Annotated in this window: 14 protein-coding genes; 7 read left to right on the forward strand and 7 right to left on the reverse strand. The window is 68.3% G+C overall.

What is annotated here, in order from left to right; translation table 11 throughout:
* Window positions 1-268: 268 nt before the first annotated feature.
* Both ACZ5M6_RS02935 and ACZ5M6_RS02940 read left to right on the forward strand, forming a co-directional pair.
* Entirely contained in the window at window positions 269-5125 is a 4857-nt protein-coding gene (locus tag ACZ5M6_RS02935) for an NAD-glutamate dehydrogenase (protein WP_464159615.1), read from the forward strand.
* A 78-nt stretch (window positions 5126-5203) separates the two neighbouring features.
* Complete coding sequence (locus ACZ5M6_RS02940; protein ID WP_152949247.1) at window positions 5204-5671, forward strand: universal stress protein; 468 nt, start codon at window positions 5204-5206, stop codon at window positions 5669-5671.
* Window positions 5672-6228: 557 nt separating this feature from the next.
* Here the strand turns inward: ACZ5M6_RS02940 and ACZ5M6_RS02945 are convergent.
* Both ACZ5M6_RS02945 and timA read right to left on the reverse strand, forming a co-directional pair.
* On the reverse strand, window positions 6229-7353 hold the full coding sequence (locus ACZ5M6_RS02945) for an MltA domain-containing protein (RefSeq protein ID WP_464159617.1): 1125 nt from the start codon (window positions 7351-7353) through the stop codon (window positions 6229-6231).
* Window positions 7353-7994: a TIM44-related membrane protein TimA gene (gene timA / locus ACZ5M6_RS02950; RefSeq protein WP_054764403.1), complete on the reverse strand. Its 642-nt coding sequence runs from the start codon at window positions 7992-7994 to the stop codon at window positions 7353-7355. Before timA ends, ACZ5M6_RS02945 begins: the two co-directional genes overlap by 1 nt.
* 188 nt (window positions 7995-8182) lie before the next feature.
* Between timA and secB the strand changes: the two genes are divergently transcribed.
* The gene (secB, locus tag ACZ5M6_RS02955; RefSeq protein WP_054764404.1) at window positions 8183-8695 is read left to right on the forward strand and encodes a protein-export chaperone SecB; all 513 of its coding nucleotides are present in this window, start codon (window positions 8183-8185) and stop codon (window positions 8693-8695) included.
* A gap of 75 nt (window positions 8696-8770) precedes the next feature.
* Here the strand turns inward: secB and dnaQ are convergent, their stop codons facing one another.
* Genes dnaQ through ACZ5M6_RS02980 form a run of 5 tightly spaced genes read right to left on the reverse strand, consistent with a single transcriptional unit; the run spans window position 8771 to window position 12457 of the window.
* On the reverse strand, window positions 8771-9499 hold the full coding sequence (gene dnaQ, locus ACZ5M6_RS02960; RefSeq protein ID WP_054764405.1) for a DNA polymerase III subunit epsilon: 729 nt from the start codon (window positions 9497-9499) through the stop codon (window positions 8771-8773).
* 6 nt (window positions 9500-9505) lie between these two features.
* Window positions 9506-10156 carry a dephospho-CoA kinase gene (gene coaE / locus ACZ5M6_RS02965; protein ID WP_464159619.1) on the reverse strand — a complete coding sequence of 217 codons (651 nt, stop codon included), beginning with the start codon at window positions 10154-10156 and terminating at the stop codon, window positions 9506-9508.
* Entirely contained in the window at window positions 10153-10983 is an 831-nt protein-coding gene (locus ACZ5M6_RS02970; protein ID WP_152949253.1) for a shikimate dehydrogenase family protein, read from the reverse strand. The genes coaE and ACZ5M6_RS02970 overlap by 4 nt, the downstream gene beginning before the upstream one ends.
* Complete coding sequence (locus tag ACZ5M6_RS02975; protein ID WP_464159621.1) at window positions 10980-11576, reverse strand: Maf family protein; 597 nt, start codon at window positions 11574-11576, stop codon at window positions 10980-10982. Before ACZ5M6_RS02975 ends, ACZ5M6_RS02970 begins: the two co-directional genes overlap by 4 nt.
* Entirely contained in the window at window positions 11573-12457 is an 885-nt protein-coding gene (locus ACZ5M6_RS02980; RefSeq protein WP_054764409.1) for a pyruvate, water dikinase regulatory protein, read from the reverse strand. Before ACZ5M6_RS02980 ends, ACZ5M6_RS02975 begins: the two co-directional genes overlap by 4 nt.
* A 460-nt stretch (window positions 12458-12917) precedes the next feature.
* On the opposite strand from ACZ5M6_RS02980, the gene hemE reads away from it, so the two are divergent.
* The 4 genes from hemE (at window position 12918) to rho (ending at window position 17129) form a co-directional block, all read left to right on the forward strand.
* Window positions 12918-13988, forward strand: a complete 1071-nt coding sequence (gene hemE / locus ACZ5M6_RS02985) for a uroporphyrinogen decarboxylase (RefSeq protein WP_444571556.1) — start codon at window positions 12918-12920, stop codon at window positions 13986-13988.
* Window positions 13985-15046: a ferrochelatase gene (gene hemH, locus ACZ5M6_RS02990; RefSeq protein WP_054764411.1), complete on the forward strand. Its 1062-nt coding sequence runs from the start codon at window positions 13985-13987 to the stop codon at window positions 15044-15046. The genes hemE and hemH overlap by 4 nt, the downstream gene beginning before the upstream one ends.
* The gene (locus ACZ5M6_RS02995; RefSeq protein ID WP_054764412.1) at window positions 15043-15510 is read left to right on the forward strand and encodes a CopD family protein; all 468 of its coding nucleotides are present in this window, start codon (window positions 15043-15045) and stop codon (window positions 15508-15510) included. Before hemH ends, ACZ5M6_RS02995 begins: the two co-directional genes overlap by 4 nt.
* A gap of 200 nt (window positions 15511-15710) precedes the next feature.
* A complete protein-coding gene (gene rho / locus ACZ5M6_RS03000) occupies window positions 15711-17129 on the forward strand; it encodes a transcription termination factor Rho (RefSeq protein ID WP_054764413.1) in 1419 nt (472 codons plus the stop codon).
* Window positions 17130-17161 lie beyond the last annotated feature (32 nt).

Below are 17161 nucleotides of genomic sequence, written 5' to 3' on the forward strand. Positions count from 1 at the left end.
CCGCGGCCATCCCCCCTCCGACCGCGGCCGAGCGAGGCCGACGCCCCTCCCCTCCCCATGCGTCGGTCCGCGCAGGCCGCCGAGTTCCCCCACTCGGCGGCCTTCTCGTTTGCGGCGCCGCACAACCGTTCCAACCTGAACGCTGTTCATGAGAATCTTCGCCCCTCAGGGGCTTCCCGAGCGATCAGTCCTGGCCTAGTCAGCGGTGTGGCGCTGCGTCGCGCCAGCCCCCAGCGGCCCCGGCCGCGTCGCCCGAGACTGGAAGTCCATGACCGCCCTCGATCCGCGCTCTGCAACGGTTCAGCCGATCACCCCGGCCCTGCTGGAAGCTTCATTCGCGCGGATTCTGGGAACCAGCCCGGGCGAGGCGGAGCGTTCCTTCCTGGCTCAGGCGCACGAGGACTACGCCGCCGACGAAACGCCGGAGCTGGACGGCGAGGATCTGGCCGCCCTGCTCGCCGCCTCCTGGCGCGCCGCCGGCGACTATCCGGCCGGCTCCCCGCCCCTGATCACCGTGGGGCCGTTGTCGGGCGCCGACGGCCAGGCCCTGGACTATGACCTGGTCCGCATCGTCCAGAACGACGCCCCCTTCCTGGTGGACAGCGTCATGGGCGTCCTGGCCGAGGCCGGGGTCTCTGTGCGCGCCCTCTTCCACCCCGTCGTCGCGCTGGACGGACGCCGACTGTCGGTCATCATCCTGGTCATCGATCCCGTGCCCCAGGAACGCCGCGACGCCCTGGGCGAGGGCCTGGCCCAGAGCCTGAGCGACGTCCACGCCGCGGTCGAGGACCACGAGGCGATGGCCGCCCTGATGCGCCAGGCCGTGCAGAGGTTGGAAACCACTCCGCCCGCGGTCGATCCGGCCATACTGGAAGAAAACATCGCCTTCCTGAAATGGCTGAAGAGCGACCATTTCGTCTTCCTGGGCGCACGCGACTACGACTATCCGCGCGGGGCCGACGGCGACTATGAGGCCGAGGCCCCCCTGAGCCAGTCGGGCGCCGGCCTGGGCATTCTGGCCGATCCGGAACGCACCGTTCTGCGCCGCGCCTCCGAACCGGCCGTCCTGACGCGCCAGATGCGCCGCCAGCTGGACTTCAGCGACCCCGTCACCGTGGCCAAGGCCAACGCCCGTTCGCGGGTCCACCGCCGGGCCTATATGGATTATGTCGGGGTCAAGCGGTACGGGCCGGACGGCAAGGCGACCGGCGAAACCCGGTTCGTGGGCCTGTTCACCTCCGAGGCCTATGACCGTCTGGCGACCGAGACCCCGCTGATCCGCCGCAAGGTGGCCAACGTCCTGTCGCGCGCCGACAAGGCGCCGGGCAGCCACAATGAAAAGCGGCTGAAGAACATCCTCGACAACTATCCGCGCGATGAGCTGTTCCAGATCAGCGAGGACGAGCTGCTGTCCATCGCCCTGGGCATTCTGCACCTCTACGACCGGCCGCGCATCCGCCTGTTCACGCGCCAGGATCCGTTCGACCGCTTCGTCTCGGTCCTGTGTTTCATTCCGCGCGAGAAGTTCGACGCCTCGGTGCGCGAACGGATCGGCCAGATCGTCGCCCGCGCCTGGGGCGGACGCGTCTCCGCCTGGTATCCCCAGCTTTCGGACGCGCCCCTGGTTCGGGTGCATTTCATCATCGGCGTGACGCCCGGCGAACATCCGGTTCCCGATGCAGCCCAGCTGGAACAGGATGTGGCCGAGGCCGGTCGCAGCTGGATCGAACGGTTCGAAGCCGCCCTGCGGCGGGCCGAGGTGGCTGATGTCGAGGTCGGCCCGCTCAGCGCACGCTGGGCTCGCGCCTTCGGGGCCGCCTATCGCGACCGCTATGACGCCGATGAGGCGGCGGTCGATCTGCGTGAGATGGATCGGCTGAACGCCACCGGCCAGGTCGGCGCCGGCGAGCCCGTGGCGGTCCGGGCCTTCCGCAATCTCGACGACAGTCCGCTTCAGTTCCGTTTCAAGCTTTATCGTCGCGGCCCCTCCGTCCCCTTGTCCGACGTCCTGCCGATCATGACGGACATGGGCCTGAAGACGCTGGAGGAATACGGCTATTCCATCCGGCCGATGGGCGAGGAAGAGATTCACGTCCATGAATTCCTGATGGAGGATCCGCGCGGCGAGGATCTGGTCTTCGCGGACGTCAAGGGGCCGTTCGAGCGCGCCTTCGCCGCCGTCTGGAGCGGCCTGACCGAGAGCGACGGCTTCAACCGACTGGTGATCGAACTTGGGATGGAATGGCGCGAGGCCGCCCTGATCCGCACCCTGGCCCGTTATCGTCAGCAGACGGGTCTGGACCCGTCCCAGGCCGTGCAGGAAGAGGCCCTGCGCGAATATCCCGAGGTGTCGCGCGCCCTGCTGGCCCTGTTCAAGGCCAAGTTCGAGCCGAACGGCGCCGCCGTGGAGACCCGCCAGGAGACCGTCGACGCCCTGACGGCCCAGATCACCGCCCTTCTCCAGGCGGTGAAGAGCCTGGACCACGACCGCGCCCTGCGTCGCATCGCCGCCCTGATCGGCGCGATCAAGCGCACCAACTACTTCCAGCAGGACGCTGACGGCCTGCCCAAGCGGCACATCTCGATCAAGATCGCCTCCAGCGAGCTGGAAGACCTGCCCCTGCCCAAGCCCTATCGCGAAATCTTCGTCTGGGCGCCGCACGTCGAGGGCGTGCACCTGCGCTTCGGCCCGGTTGCGCGGGGCGGCCTGCGCTGGTCGGACCGTCGCGACGACTTCCGCACCGAGGTCCTGGGCCTGGTCAAGGCGCAGCAGGTCAAGAACGCCGTCATCGTGCCGGTCGGCTCCAAGGGCGGCTTCTATCCGAAGCAACTGCCCCGCACGACCGACCGAGAGGCTGTTCAGGGCGAGGCCATCCGCGCCTATCGCACCTTCCTGTCGGGCCTTCTGGACATCACCGACAACATCGCCGCCGACGGCGCGGTGACCCGTCCGGCCCATGTGGTCGCCTGGGAGCAGGACGATCCCTATCTGGTCGTCGCGGCCGACAAGGGCACGGCGACCTTCTCGGACATCGCCAACGGCGTCTCGGCGTCCTACGGCTTCTGGCTGGGCGACGCCTTCGCCAGCGGCGGTTCGATCGGCTATGACCACAAGGCCATGGGCATCACCGCCCGCGGCGCCTGGGAGGCGGTGAAGCGCCACTTCCGCGAACTGGGCAAGGACATCCAGACCGAGCCTTTCACAATGGTCGGCGTCGGCGACATGTCCGGCGACGTCTTCGGCAACGGGGCCCTGCTGTCGAAGGCGACCAAGCTGGTTGCCGCCTTCGACCATCGCGACATCTTCATCGACCCGGATCCGAACCCCGAAGTCAGCTGGGCGGAGCGCAAACGCCTGTTCGACCTGCCGCGCTCGTCCTGGCAGGACTATGACAAGGGCCTGATCTCGGCCGGCGGCGGCGTCTTCTCCCGCTCGGCCAAGTCGATCCAGCTGACGCCTGAGATCAAGGCGGTTCTGGACATCGCCGAGGACGCGCTGGACCCGGTCAGCCTGATCCGCGCCATACTGAAGGCGCCGGCCGAGCTGCTGTATCTGGGCGGGATCGGCACCTATGTGAAGTCCGCCGCCGAGACCGACGCCCAGGTGGGGGACAAGGGCACCGACGCCCTGCGGATCAACGCCGACGAACTCAGGGTCAAGGTGGTGGGCGAGGGGGCCAATCTGGGCTTCACCCAGGCCGGGCGGATCGTCTTCGGTCAGAACGGCGGGCGCATCAACACCGACGCCATCGACAATTCGGCGGGCGTGGACACCTCGGACCATGAGGTCAACATCAAGATCCTGGTCGGCTCGGCCGTGACCAACGGCGTCCTTCCGGCCGAGGAGCGGACCCCGCTGCTCGCCTCCATGACCGAAGAGGTCGGGCGCAAGGTTCTGGCCCACAACTACGACCAGACCCTGGCCCTGACCCTGCAACAGGCGGAAGGGGCCGGCGCCCTGGACGCCCAGCAGCGGTTCATGCAGAGCCTGTCGGCGCGCGGCAAGCTGGACCGCAAGGTCGAGGGCCTGCCCTCCGACGCCCGCATCAAGGAGATGATGGCCTCGGGGATTCCTCTGGCGCGGCCCGAGCTGGCGGTCCTGACCGCCTACGCCAAGCTGGAACTGTCCGAAGAGATCGTGGCGTCCCAGGCGCCCGAGGATCCCTTCTTCGAGCAGATTCTGGTGCGCTACTTCCCCGACGCCCTGGCCCGGTTCGAACCGCAGATGAAGAGCCACCGTCTGCGGCGCGAGATCATCGCCACGGTCCTGTCGAACGAAGTGGTCAATATGTGCGGCCCGACCTTCCCGGACCGCCTGCGCGGCTCGGCGGAATGCGACACCACCGCCCTGATCATCGCCTTCGAGGCGGCGCGGCGCATCTTCCGGCTGGATGAGGCCTGGGACGCCGTCTCGAACCTGGATCTCAAGATTTCCGCCGAGGCGCAGACGGCCCTCTATCGTGAGATCGCCGTGGTCCTGCGCCGCCAGACCTTCTGGCTGGCGCGCCGCGCCAAGAACGGCGCTTCGGTCCAGGCGCTGATCGACCGCTATCGCCCCGTCGCCGACGCGCTCCAGGCCGAGGGCGCGCCGGTCCTGTCCCGTTTCGAACAGGGACGACTGGACGAACGGGTCAAGACCTTCGCCGACCACGGGGCGCCGGAGGATCTGACCCGGCGGATCGGCGTGATGCGGCCCCTGGTCGCCGCCGCCGACATCGGCGACATCGCTCAGGAGACGGGCTGGCCGGTCGCCGCCATGGCCCGGCTCTACCACCAGGTGGGCGCCGCCTTCGATTTCGACCGGCTGCGCGCGGCCGCCGGCTCGATCCCGTCGGTCGATCATTTCGATCGCCTGGCCGTTCGCCGCCTGATCGAGGATCTGATGACCGAACAGGCGACGCTGACGCGCGCCGTGGCGCGGGCGTCGGACGCTTCGGTGGGGATCAGCGAAGACGCCGCCGAGGGGGCCGTCGACGCGTGGATCGGCTCGAAACTGGCGGTGGTCGAGGGGGTTCGCGCCTCGGTGGACGAGATCGAACAGTCGGGCGCAGGCTGGACCTTCGCCAAGCTGACGATCGCCAACGCCACCATTCGCGACCTGGCCTCTGCGGCCGGCAAGGGCTGAACCGGCTGCGGCCGAGACTTGACGAGGGGGCCGCATCCCGGCCTCCTCCGTCAGGGAAAACCGGCTGGGGAGGCCGTCATGCCGAGAAAGTTCCTGGTCGTCGTCGACGACAGTCCTGAGTTCGAAGCCGCCCTGCGCTTCGCCTGCCGGCGGGCCAAATCCACCGGCGGGCGGGTGGTCATGCTGCGTGTCCTGGCGTCCCACAGCGACGCCCACTGGTCCGGCGCGCGCGAGGAGATCGAGCGGCAGCAGCGCGAAGAGGCCGAGGCCCTGCTGAACCGGCTGGGCGAGGAGGCGATGGAGCGATCGGGCGCGCCGCCGGTCTTCCTGATCGAGAAGGGCGAGCCCCAGGCGGCGATCAAGAAGGTCGTGGGCGACGATCCGGACATCAAGATCCTGGTCCTGGCGGCGGGATCGGGCTCACGCGGGCCCGGCCCACTGGTCTCCGCCATATTGAAACAGGGCGCCCATGTGGGGGGCCGCAAACTGCCCGTCACCATCGTCCCTGGCGAACTGACCGAGGCGGAGATCGAGGACCTAGCCTAGCGCCAATCTAGGAGAAGCGCCTCGGACGTTGAAGACTCTATTCCATTGAGTGTCGGTCTTCCTTCCCGCGTCAGCGGAAGGGAAACCGTCTGGCGGCGGAACGCCGATTGAGGGTGGGTTCATCACAACGGGGCACGACGAGGTCACGGCGAACACGGCGCGTACTGATGGCGTCGTGACCGCTGTGAATGCGCCGTGCTCGCCGTGATGAACCCGGTCGCCGCATCAAGGCCCTCTGACGCGGGAAGAGCGGCCTGACCGCAGTAGGCTGAATGTCGATTGAACCTGGAGCCTGATCGGCGCGATGTCCGCCTTAAGGCCGCGCCAATTCAGAGGCTTGCAGATCCGATCGAGGATCTGCCCGGCGCCCCTTCAGCCGCGCCTATAATGGCGCCTCGGTCTTTGACATCGCCAAGAGGGCAGAGCGCGTCTGACACCGGACAGTCCGGTCGGTGTCCGACAGTTTCTTCATAGAAAACAAGGGCCGTCGGACAGATCGGACACATCGGACACCTTTTTTCGAGCCGACGGACCGCCCAGGCCGAAGCGCGGCGTCCTCAGCCCTTGGGGATCAGCCGCCACATATGCAGGGGATGGCGCACCGTCCCGGCCTCGGCGCCGGCGGCGTCTCCACGGCCCATATAGAGGTCGGCCCGCACCGGGCCGCGAATGGCCGACCCCGTATCCAGGGCCATGGCCAGACCGCGATAGGAGGTCGTGGCGCCGCGCAGATTTCCGCCGTCCGCCTCCAGCCAAACCAGATCGCCGTAGCGCCACTGGGACGGATCGACCGCCACCGCCCGGCGCTCGATCAGGGGCAGGCCCGCCGCCCCGGCGGGATGGCCGTCGTCGTCGGGGTCCAGCCGGAAGAAGATGTAGCGGGGGTTCAGGGCCATGACGGCCTGGGCCTCAGGCCCGCGATGGTCGGCCAGCCAGGCGCGGATCGCCTCTCCGGACGTGCCGTTCTCCGGCAGCAGGCCTTGGCGCGCCATCGGCCGGGCGATGCCGACGAAGGGACGGCCGTTGTCGCCGGCGTAGGCCGCGCGGGCGCGGGTTCCGTCCTCGAAGGTCAGATAGCCGGAGCCCTGGATCTGGAGGAAGAAGAGGTCCTCGGCCCGCATCCAGGCCAGGGCCTGGTCGGGGCGGGCGTCGGCCTCGATGGCCGCCCGGTCGCCGGCGGCGCGGGGATCGGCCGGCTTGGGCAGGACGGGCGCCGAAAACTCCGCGTCCGGGGCGCGGCGGGCCGAATATTCCGGAGCGAAATAGGCGGTCAAAAGGCCGGGACGCCCGTCTGGGGTCTGAGCCGGGACCGCGCTGAAACGGGCTTCGAAAAAGGCCCGCGCGTCGGACGGAGTGACGGGAGCGGCCGCCATGGCCTGAGCGCGGCTGCAGACGGCGCGGCCGGCCGCATCCCGCGCGGCGGCGCAGCCGCCGACATAGGCGCGAAAGGCCGCCAGATGATCCTCGTCGTTCCAGCCGGGCAGCACCGCCGGGCTGACGCCCTCGGCGGGGCTGGGCGCGGGCAGATAGGGGCGGGGACCCGCCTCAGTCTCCGAGGGCCGGGACGCCGGCGGCGTCTGAGGAAGAGGCGGGGTGATCGCCGGGCCCGTGGAGCAGGCGGCGACCGCCAGCAGGGGCCACAGACGCGCCGTCCGCCGGCCGAGCCGGCGCGAGACCGACATCAGGCGCTGGCCGGCTCGACGCGGGCCAGGACCCAGTTGGGATCGGCGGCGCCCAGGCTGCGTTCGAAGGTCCAGTGTTCGGCGGTACGGCGTTCCTCGACCAGGGGCTCGCCGGTCACGGAATCGGCGGTCTCGCCCGAGGCCTTGGTCACGCGGCTGCGCAGTTCGGCCAGGAAACGGACCTTGGCCACGGCCTTGTCGCCCTGGACCGTGGCGCCTTCAAGATCGGCGCGGGGCGGGAAGAGGAATTCGACCGTCTCCGTCTCGCCCCGGGTTTCCCGCGCCGCGATGCCGGCCTCGAACGAGGCCATGACGGTCGGCGTCAGAAGGGGCTTCAAGGCGGCGCGATCGCCGGCGGCGTAGCCGCGCACGATGGTCTCATACGCTTGACGCGCCCCTTCCAGGAACCGGTGCGGATCGAAGGCGGGATCGCGCGCCTTCAAACCCGCGATCGACGCCAGAAGGGCGGCGTCCAGGGCCGGCGTCTTCGAGGCCTCGGGGGCAGTCGGGCTGGGCGTGGCCAAGGTCTTGGCGTCCTCCTGCGGCTGTCGCCCCACCTTCTTGCCCAGCACATTGTAGAGCTGGAACAGGACGAAGGCCGCGATGACGGCGAAGATCACGATCTGGAACTGGACCGGCAAGGGGACTTCCTGAATGTCGGCGCGCGAAGGAGAAGGCGCGAGGGAGACGATTAGGGGCTGATATAGGAGGAAGCAAGGCGCGGCGCGCCCCCCGGCGCAGGTGCGACATTGCGGCCGGCCGCCCCGGCGTGTTAGTCGCGGCGCCTTATTCCGGCCCTATCGGCCCTTTTTCGCAATCGAACACGCCCATGACCGACGCCGCTCCGCCCGCCGACACCCCCGCACCGGCCCAGCCTCAGCAGGGTCAACCCGCAGGCCCCGGCTTCCGCATCCTGGCCCAGTATGTGCGGGACTTTTCGTTCGAAAACCCCCGCGCCCCGGAATCCCTGCGTATCGACGGCAAGCCGGCGATCGACCTGGGCGTCGAAATGTCGGCCCAAGGCCGCCCCGACGGTCTGTTCGAACTGGACCTGAAGCTGTCGGTCAAGGCGACCCACGAGAACCAGGCCGTCTTCCACGTCGAACTGGTCTATGGCGGTCTGTTCCAGCTGGCGAACGTCCAGGAGCAGGACATTGAGCCCTTGCTGCTGATCGAATGCCCCCGTTATCTCTTCCCGTTCGCGCGTGAAATCATCGCCCGCGCCACGGCCGACGGCGGCTTCTATCCGCCCTTCATGCTGGACCCGATCGACTTCGCCGCCATCTATATCGCGCGCCAGCAGCAGATCGCCCAGCAGCCGATCGAGACCGGCCAAGCCTGAGCCGAACCCAAATTGACGAGGGAAGGGCGGTCCTCAGAGGGGCCGCCTTTTTCGTTTCGGCCGAGGCGCGTGGAATCAGGCCGCCGCCTCTTCGTCGGCCCCGACGCCGTAGGCCGCCCAGAGCGACCGGTCCTTCAGGGTCTCGGCCAGGAAGGCTAGATGGTCCGCCTGCTCCTCCGGCGTCGAACGCGGAGCCAGGGGGCGGGGGCGGGGGCCGTAAGCAGCCGCTTGAACAGCGCCGGTCGCGCCGCGGCTCGCCGCCGGGGTCGACGACAGGTCCAGCACCCGCTCCTTGCCGCCGCGCAGCTCCAGATAGACCTCGGCCAGCAGACGGGCGTCGATCAGGGCGCCGTGCAGGGTCCGCTCGACCAGGGACACCTTGAAGCGCTTGCACAGGGCGTCCAGCGAGTTGGGCATGCCCGGGAACCGGGTCTGGGCCAGTTTCAGGGTGTCGATCCACCGCGCCTCGCCGGTGATCGGACGGCCGCAGCGTGCATATTCGAAGTCGATGAAGTTCCGGTCGAAGGCGGCGTTATGGGCGATCATCGGGGCGTCGCCGATGAATTCGATCAGATCGTCGACGATCTCGTGGAATTTGGGAGCGTCCTTGACCTTCTCGTCGGTAATGCCGTGGACGCGGATCGCGTCCGGCGGGATCAGCCGCTCGGGATTGACGAACCGGTGGAAGGTGCGGCCCGTCGGCAGCAGGTCCAGCAGTTCGATACAGCCGACCTCGATCAGCCGGTCGCCCGTCTTGGGGTCGAAGCCGGTGGTTTCGGTGTCCAGAACGATCTCGCGCGCCATCGCGCCTTAATGGCCCCGTTCGTCAGACGGTGAAAGAGCCCCCGCGCGGCGACGGGGAGATATCCACGCCGGATCCAGCACAGTCTGAACCACAGCGGCGACCTCGGCTCGGGCAGGCTCCAGGCCGTGGCCGGTGTCGATAACGAAGTCGGCGCGGGCGCGTTTTTCCGCGTCGGGCAGCTGGCGGGCCAGAACGGCCTCGAACCGGTCGCGGGTCATGCCGGGGCGGGCCAGAACCCGTTCGGCCTGGACCTCCGGATCGGCGGTGACCACGACCACGGCGTCGACATGGGCGTCGCCGCCGGTTTCAAACAGCAGAGGAATGTCCAGGACCGCCAGCCTTACCCCCATGACCCTGGCCGCCGCCAGATCGCCCGCCCGGCCCTGGGCCACCAGGGGATGGACGATGGCTTCCAGCCGCCGGAAGGCGGTTTCGTCCCGCCCCAGGGCCTCGGCCAGGCGGACGCGGTCCACGGCGCCGTCCACGACCACGCCGGGAAAGGCCGCGCCGACCGGCTCGACCGCCGCGCCGCCGGGGGCGTAGAGGCGGTGCACGGCGTCATCGGCGTTCCAGACCACGGCGCCGAGGTCGGCGAACATGGCGGTCGTCGTCGACTTGCCCATGCCGATGGAGCCCGTCAGGCCGAGCAGGATCATGCCGTCTGATCCATATGGGCGGTCAGCAGGGCGCGCAGATCCAGCGGCGGGGGCGGTCGGCGGAACAGGGCCCGGAACGAGGGCGCCGCCTGGCCGATCAGCATGGCCAGGCCGTCGACCGTCGGCAGGCCCCGCACCCGCGCCGCCGCCAGGAAGGGGGTGGTCAGGGGCTTGTAGGTCATGTCCATCATCACCGTGCCGGGGGCGACGGCGTCGAAATCGAAATCCGGCTGGACGCTGAGGGCGTTGATGACCAGGGCGGCGCCGTCCAGGGCCTCAGACACGGCCATGACGCGGACCGAAGCGCCGAGATCCGCCGCCAGGGCCTCGGCCCGGTCGCGCGAGCGGTTGACGATCCGAACCTGGGCGCCCGCCTCGACCAGGGCGCCGGCGCCGGCCCGCGCCGCGCCGCCCGCGCCCAGGAGGACGACCGGACGGCCCTTCAGCGCCAGATCCGGCGCCTGCTCCTTCAGCCCCAGCATCAGGCCGACGCCGTCCGAACTGTCGGCCGAGACCCGGCCGGCGTCGAAGGTCAGGATGTTGGCGGAGGCGGTCAGCCGGGCCGCCGCCGTGGCCTGGTCGGCCAGGGCGAAGGCCTGTTCCTTGAACGGGGCGGTGACGTTCAGGCCCTGGATCAGACCGGCCCGGCCGGCGGCGACCAGGGCCTCGAACCCCGCCGCATCGGCGGGGGCGAAGGGGACATAGGCGCCGTCGATGTCCCCGGCCGCCAGCCAGGCGTTGTGGATGACGGGGCTCAGGGAATGGGCCACCGGCTTGCCGGCGATGCCGGCGACCAGGGCGGCGCCGGTAATGCGATGACGGCTCATGCGGACAGGACCCCAACGCGACGCAGCTCAGTCAGGACCGGCCAGAGCGGCAGGCCCAGGACGGTGAAATAATCGCCGTCCACCGCCTCGAACAGCTGGGCGCCCAGTCCCTCCAGCCGATAGGAGCCGACACAGGCCAGCAGGGCCTCGCCCTCTGCGGCCAGATAGGCGTCCAGAAAGGCGTCGGAGAAGTCGCGCATCCGCATCTCGACCGTGTCCACGCCCGACCAGACGATCTCGCCCTTTATCGCCAGGGCGGCGCCGGAATGGAGATGGTGGGTGCGACCACGCATCGATTCCAGCCGCGCGCGGGCGGCCTCGAGCGATTGGGCCTTGGAGACCAGCCCCCCGTCGAAGGCCAGGGTCTGGTCCGAGCCGAGAACCCAGGCGGTCGGATCGTCGCGCGAGACCGTCAGGGCCTTGGCCTCAGCCAGACGCACCGCGAGGGCGGCCGGGTCCAGATCGGTCGAGACGGCCTTGATCGCCGCCTCGTCCACATCGGCGATGCGAATGTCGAAAGGCACGCCGGCGTTTTCCAGCATGGCCCGGCGGGCGGCGCTCTTGGACGCCAGGATCAGGGTTTCGGCCGTCACCAGCTGGTTCCGATCTTATGGGTGCGGTGCTCGCTCAGCAGATTGGTGATGGCGGCCGCCGTCTCCTCCACCGAACGCCGGGTGACGTCGATCGTGGGCCAGCCCCGCCGAGCGAAGGCGCGCTTGGCCTTGATCGTCTCCTCTCGAACCGCGTCCTGGTCCGTATAGCTGGACGACTGGTTGGCGTTCAGGTTTTCGATCCGGTTGCGGCGGATCTGGACCAGGCGGTCGGGCGAGACGGTCAGGCCGATGACCAGGGGATTCTTCAACTGGGTCAAGCGCTCGCCGTCCTCCTGGCCCGGCACCAGGGGCACATTGGCCGCGCGGATGCCGCGATGGGCCAGATAGATGCAGGTCGGAGTCTTGGACGTTCGGCTGACGCCGCACAGCACGACATCGGCGCCCTCCAACTGCTCCAGGGTGCCCTGACCGTCGTCATAGGCCATGGCGAAATCGAGCGCGGCGATCCGATTGAAATAGTCGTGATCCAGAGCATGCTGGGCCCCGACGCGGGTCGAGAGGGCCGCCGCGCCGAGATAGCGGGACATGGCGCCGACGAGGGGGTCAAGGGCGCCGATCTGGGGCATTTCCAGCCGGCGACATCCCTCCTCCAACTGTTCGCGCAGCTGGCGGTCGACCAGGGTATGCAGCACCACCCCCGGCGCGGCCTCCACCTCCTGCAGAACCCGGTCCATCTGCTTTTCCGAGCGGACCAGGGCGTAGATATGTTCGATCGGAATGACGCCGTCGAACCGCGCCGTCACCGCCTTGGCCATCGCGTTCAGGGTCTCGCCGGTCGAGTCCGACACCAGATGCACGTGAAAATAGGTGGCCAGGCGGGCAGGGCCGGGGCGGGCGGCGGCGGGTCGCGCAGGACTCATTCGGGGATCGTCTCTCTGTTGAAGGACGGGTCGCGCCCTGGGGATGGCTGGGGACCGTCCGGGCGTTTCTCTCCTTAGACCCAGACGGCGACGGCGGCGAGCGGGGATGAGGGTGGACGACGAAAACCCTCCGGCCCCGGTTCATCCCAAGGCGGAAAACCGTTTTCCGCCTCTTTGTGGAAAATCCTAATGAAGGGTTAACGCCGGTTTACCTCGTTCACAGGCCGAACGCCCCGCAAAGCCTTTGCCGTTAAGGTTTCATTAGAGATTGTCCACCGGCCGTATAATCCTGTTCCGCATCCCCGACGGCGCCTGGAGGCGCGTGGATATCCGCTTTTGTTCCGCCACAGCCGCCGCATTCATCCCCGCCGTTCCACCGCCCTACCTGCCACTACGAATCTTTTAATTCTTAACTTGATTAGGGATTGAGAGCGGTGGGCTGTGACCTTAATCGTCCGGCATGACCGATCCGACCCAGAACGCCGTTCAGACGCCCCAAGAGGCGCCGATGATGATTCGGGCTCTCCGAGGAGAGACGCTGGATCGACCGCCGGTCTGGTTCATGCGTCAGGCGGGACGGTATCTGCCCGAATATCGCCGGCTGAGGGCCGAGGCGCCGGATTTTATCAGTTTTTGCCTGAACCCGGAGATGGCCGCTGAGGCGACGCTCCAGCCGATGCGTCGGTTCGGCTTCGATGCGGCCATCGTATTCGCCGACATCCTGCTGATCCCCCAGGCCCTGGGTCAGGACGTGTGGTTCGAGGCGGGGGAGGGACCGCGTCTGGGCGCCATGCCCATTCCGGGGCGGATGATGGAGTTGGCCGCCGGGGCGGGCGAGCATCTGTCCGCCGTGGGCGAAACCCTGTCGATCGTGCGCGCGGCGCTCGAGCCGGAGCGGGCCCTGATCGGTTTCGCCGGCGCGCCCTGGACCGTGGCCACCTATATGCTGGACGGCGAAGCCCGGACCATCGGCAAGGGCGAGCGGGCGGCGGCGCGGACCTACGCCTATGCCGATCCCAGGCGGGTGGATGAGACACTGGAGGTACTGGTCGAGGCGACGGCCCGGTATCTGAAGATGCAGGCCGACTCCGGCGCCCAGGTGCTGAAGATCTTCGAGAGCTGGGCTGAGGGCCTGCCCGACGATCTGTTCGAAAGGCTGGTCCTGAATCCCCACCAGGCGCTTGTGAAGCGCACGCGGGAGTTGGGCGTCACCGTGCCCCTGATCGGTTTCCCGCGGGGCTCTGCAGCCCTGGCGGAGCGGTATGCCCAGGCGGTCGAGGTCGATGCGGTCGCCCTGGACACCGCCTGTCCGCTGGAAGTCGGCGGACGGGTGCAGCAGATCAAGCCGATCCAGGGCGCGCTGGACCCCCTGCTGCTGCGCGCCGGGGGCGAACTGTTGGACCGCCGGGTGGATCAGCTGATGGAGGCATGGGGCCAGGGGCCGTGGGTGTTCAACCTGGGTCATGGCATATTGCCCGACGTGCCCATCGACCATGTCGAACAGGTTCTGAAAAGGATCGGCGCCCAATGACCCAACCCTTGCCGGGCCGCCGCATCGCGGTGGTGCTGTTCAATCTGGGCGGACCCGACGATCAGGCTTCGGTGAAGCCCTTCCTGTTCAATCTGTTCAATGATCCGGCCATCATCGGCCTGCCGGGGATCGTGCGAACGCCCCTGGCGAAGCTGATCTCCAGCCGGCGGGAGGCGAGCGCCCAGGCCAACTACGCCTTGATGGGAGGCGGGTCGCCCCTGCTGCCTGGAACCCGGCTGCAGGCTGAGGCCCTGGAGGCGGTGCTGAACGCCCGGTTGGCCGGGGACGAGGTCCGGGTCTTTATCGCCATGCGCTACTGGCGGCCGCTGACCGATCAGACGGCGGTCGAGGTGGCGGCCTTCGCGCCCGACGAGGTGGTGCTGCTGCCCCTCTATCCGCAGTTCTCGACGACGACGACCCAGTCCTCGCTGAAGATCTGGAACGAGACCTATGCCGGGTCGGGCGTCAGCCGGACGGTCTGCTGTTATCCTCGCGCCGACGGCTGGGTCGAGGCCCAGGCCCAGGCGATCGCATCCAAACTGGATGAGGCGGGCGACGGACCGGTGCGGGTGCTGTTCTCGGCCCACGGCATCCCGGAGAAGTTGGTCAGCGGCAAGGGCGACCCCTATCAGGAACAGGTCGAGACGACCGTCGCCGCCGTGGTCGCCGCCATCGAGCGCGACCGGGGCCCCATCGACCATGCCCTCTGCTACCAGAGCCGCGTCGGACCGATGAAATGGCTGGGGCCGTCCACGCCTGAGGCGATCGAACAGGCCGGCCGCGACGGGGTCGGGGTGGTCATCACCCCCATCGCCTTTGTCTCCGAACACATCGAGACCCTGGTCGAGCTGGACATCGAATACGGCGAACTGGCCCATGATAAGGGGGTCAGGCCCTATCTGCGCGCGCCGGCGGTCGGCACTGCGCCCGTGTTCATCGAGGCTCTGGCGGCGGCGACGATCGACGCCCTGGGCCGCACGGGGGTCGCTCCCTTCGGTCTGGGCTGTCAGACGGACTGGAAGGCCTGTCCCTGTCGTAACGAAAGGAGCGCAGCGTGAACCTGTACGATCTGGCCCGGGGCCTGCACATACTGGCGGTGATCGCCTGGATGGCGGGTCTGCTGTTCCTGCCGCGGCTCTATGCTTATGACGTCGAGCAGAACGCCAAGCCCGAGCCCCTGCGCGGCGAGATGCAGGCCCTGCTGAGGCTGTGGCAGACGCGGCTGCTGCGCATCATCCTGAACCCGGCCATGATCCTGGCTTGGGGCTTCGGCCTGTGGCTGATCCATATCGACGTCTCGGCGCGGGGGGCGGCGCTTCTGGCCGAGCCGTGGATGGTGGCCAAACTGATCGGCGTCCTGCTGTTGAGCGGCTGGCACGGCTTCCTGGCGGCGCAGCGCAAGAAGATCGCGGCGGGGACGTCGAAATATTCCGGCAAGTTCTGGCGGATGACGAACGAGGTCCCGTTCGTCCTGGCCATCATCATGGTGCTGTCGGTCACCACGGAGTGGACGTTCGGGTGAGCGGCTCCGCTTGACCTGACCTCTCGCCTGTGGTTCCGCTGGTGGTGAACCGTTCGGTCCGTCCAGCGGTCCCTCTCTTTTCGCGACGCCCGCCGGTTCGACCAGCGGGAGACCGTCGTGCCCCCCTTCGGCCGAAAGGCCAGACATTTCCAGAGACCTGACGCCGTGCGGTTCCGTGCGCGCGTCCGCGAGCCTGTATCATGACCGACGTCACCGACACTCCCGAGACCGAAATCGAGGCCGAAGCCCCGACCCATCACGGCGCCGCGCATGAGGCCGGCGAGGCGGCGGGCGCAGACTCGGGCGTGGACACTACGGCGGACGAGGATGAGGACGGCGAGCCCGTGGTGCCGAACGGCCGGATCACCCTGGCCGAGTTGAATGAGAAGACCCCGGCCGACCTGGTCGCCTTCGCCGAACAGCTGGAGGTCGAGAACGCCTCCAACCTGCGCAAACAGGATCTGCTCTTCGCCATCCTGAAGGCCCTGGCTGAGGAAGAGGTCGAGATCATCGCCGACGGCGTGTTGGAAATCCTTCCCGACGGGTTCGGCTTCCTGCGCAGCCCGGACGCCAACTATCTGCCCGGCCCGGACGACGTCTATGTGTCGCCGTCCCAGATCCGCCGCTTCGGCCTGCGCTCGGGCGATACGGTCCACGGCGCCGTGCGGGCGCCGCGCGAGGGCGAGCGCTATTTCGCCCTGCTGAAGGTCGACACCATCAATCTCGAAGACCCTGAGATGGTGAAGACCAAGGTCCTGTTTGACAACCTGACGCCCCTCTATCCCGAGGAGCGGCTGCACATGGAAATCCAGGATCCGACCCTGAAGGATCGCTCGGGCCGGGTCATCGACATCGTCGCCCCCCTGGGCAAGGGCCAGCGCTGCCTGATCGTGGCGCCGCCGCGGGTCGGCAAGACGGTGATGCTGCAGAATATCGCCAAGTCGATCGAGCGGAACCACCCGGAAGTCTTCCTGATCGTCTTGCTGATCGACGAACGGCCGGAAGAGGTCACCGACATGCAGCGGACCGTCAAGGGCGAGGTCGTGGCCTCGACCTTCGACGAGCCGGCCACGCGCCACGTCGCCGTCGCCGAGATGGTGATCGAAAAGGCCAAGCGCCTGGTCGAGCACAAGAAGGACGTGGTGATCCTGCTGGACTCCATCACCCGCCTGGGCCGGGCTTACAACGCCACCGTCCCGTCGTCGGGCAAGGTGCTGACCGGGGGCGTGGACGCCAACGCCCTGCAACGGCCCAAGCGCTTCTTCGGCGCGGCGCGGAATGTGGAGCAGGGCGGGTCTCTGACCATCATCGCCACGGCCCTGATCGACACCGGCAGCCGGATGGACGAGGTGATCTTCGAAGAGTTCAAGGGCACCGGCAACTCGGAAATCGTGCTGGACCGCAAGGTGGCGGACAAGCGCATCTTCCCCGCCATCGACGTGCTGAAGTCCGGCACCCGCAAGGAAGACCTGATCACGCCGAAGGACCAGCTGGCCAAGACCTATGTGCTGCGCCGCATCCTGAATCCGATGGGTCCGCAGGACGCGATCGAATTCCTGCTCGACAAGCTGCGTCAGTCGAAGAACAACGCGGACTTCTTCCAGTCGATGAACACCTGATCCGTCATCTGATGGTTTCACGTGAAACAGGA

This window comes from Brevundimonas sp. Br13, assembly GCF_055391505.1.

Bases quoted from the DNA above. Each gene is read 5' to 3' on its own strand.
- ACZ5M6_RS02935 (WP_464159615.1), top strand. From the start codon at position 269: ATGACCGCCCTCGATCCGCGCTCTGCAACGGTTCAGCCGATCACCCCG.
- ACZ5M6_RS02940 (WP_152949247.1), top strand. From the start codon at position 5,204: ATGCCGAGAAAGTTCCTGGTCGTCGTCGACGACAGTCCTGAGTTCGAA.
- ACZ5M6_RS02945 (WP_464159617.1), bottom strand. From the start codon at position 7,353: ATGTCGGTCTCGCGCCGGCTCGGCCGGCGGACGGCGCGTCTGTGGCCC.
- secB (WP_054764404.1), top strand. From the start codon at position 8,183: ATGACCGACGCCGCTCCGCCCGCCGACACCCCCGCACCGGCCCAGCCT.
- dnaQ (WP_054764405.1), bottom strand. From the start codon at position 9,499: ATGGCGCGCGAGATCGTTCTGGACACCGAAACCACCGGCTTCGACCCC.
- coaE (WP_464159619.1), bottom strand. From the start codon at position 10,156: ATGATCCTGCTCGGCCTGACGGGCTCCATCGGCATGGGCAAGTCGACG.
- ACZ5M6_RS02970 (WP_152949253.1), bottom strand. From the start codon at position 10,983: ATGAGCCGTCATCGCATTACCGGCGCCGCCCTGGTCGCCGGCATCGCC.
- ACZ5M6_RS02980 (WP_054764409.1), bottom strand. From the start codon at position 12,457: ATGAGTCCTGCGCGACCCGCCGCCGCCCGCCCCGGCCCTGCCCGCCTG.
- hemE (WP_444571556.1), top strand. From the start codon at position 12,918: ATGACCGATCCGACCCAGAACGCCGTTCAGACGCCCCAAGAGGCGCCG.
- hemH (WP_054764411.1), top strand. From the start codon at position 13,985: ATGACCCAACCCTTGCCGGGCCGCCGCATCGCGGTGGTGCTGTTCAAT.
- rho (WP_054764413.1), top strand. From the start codon at position 15,711: ATGACCGACGTCACCGACACTCCCGAGACCGAAATCGAGGCCGAAGCC.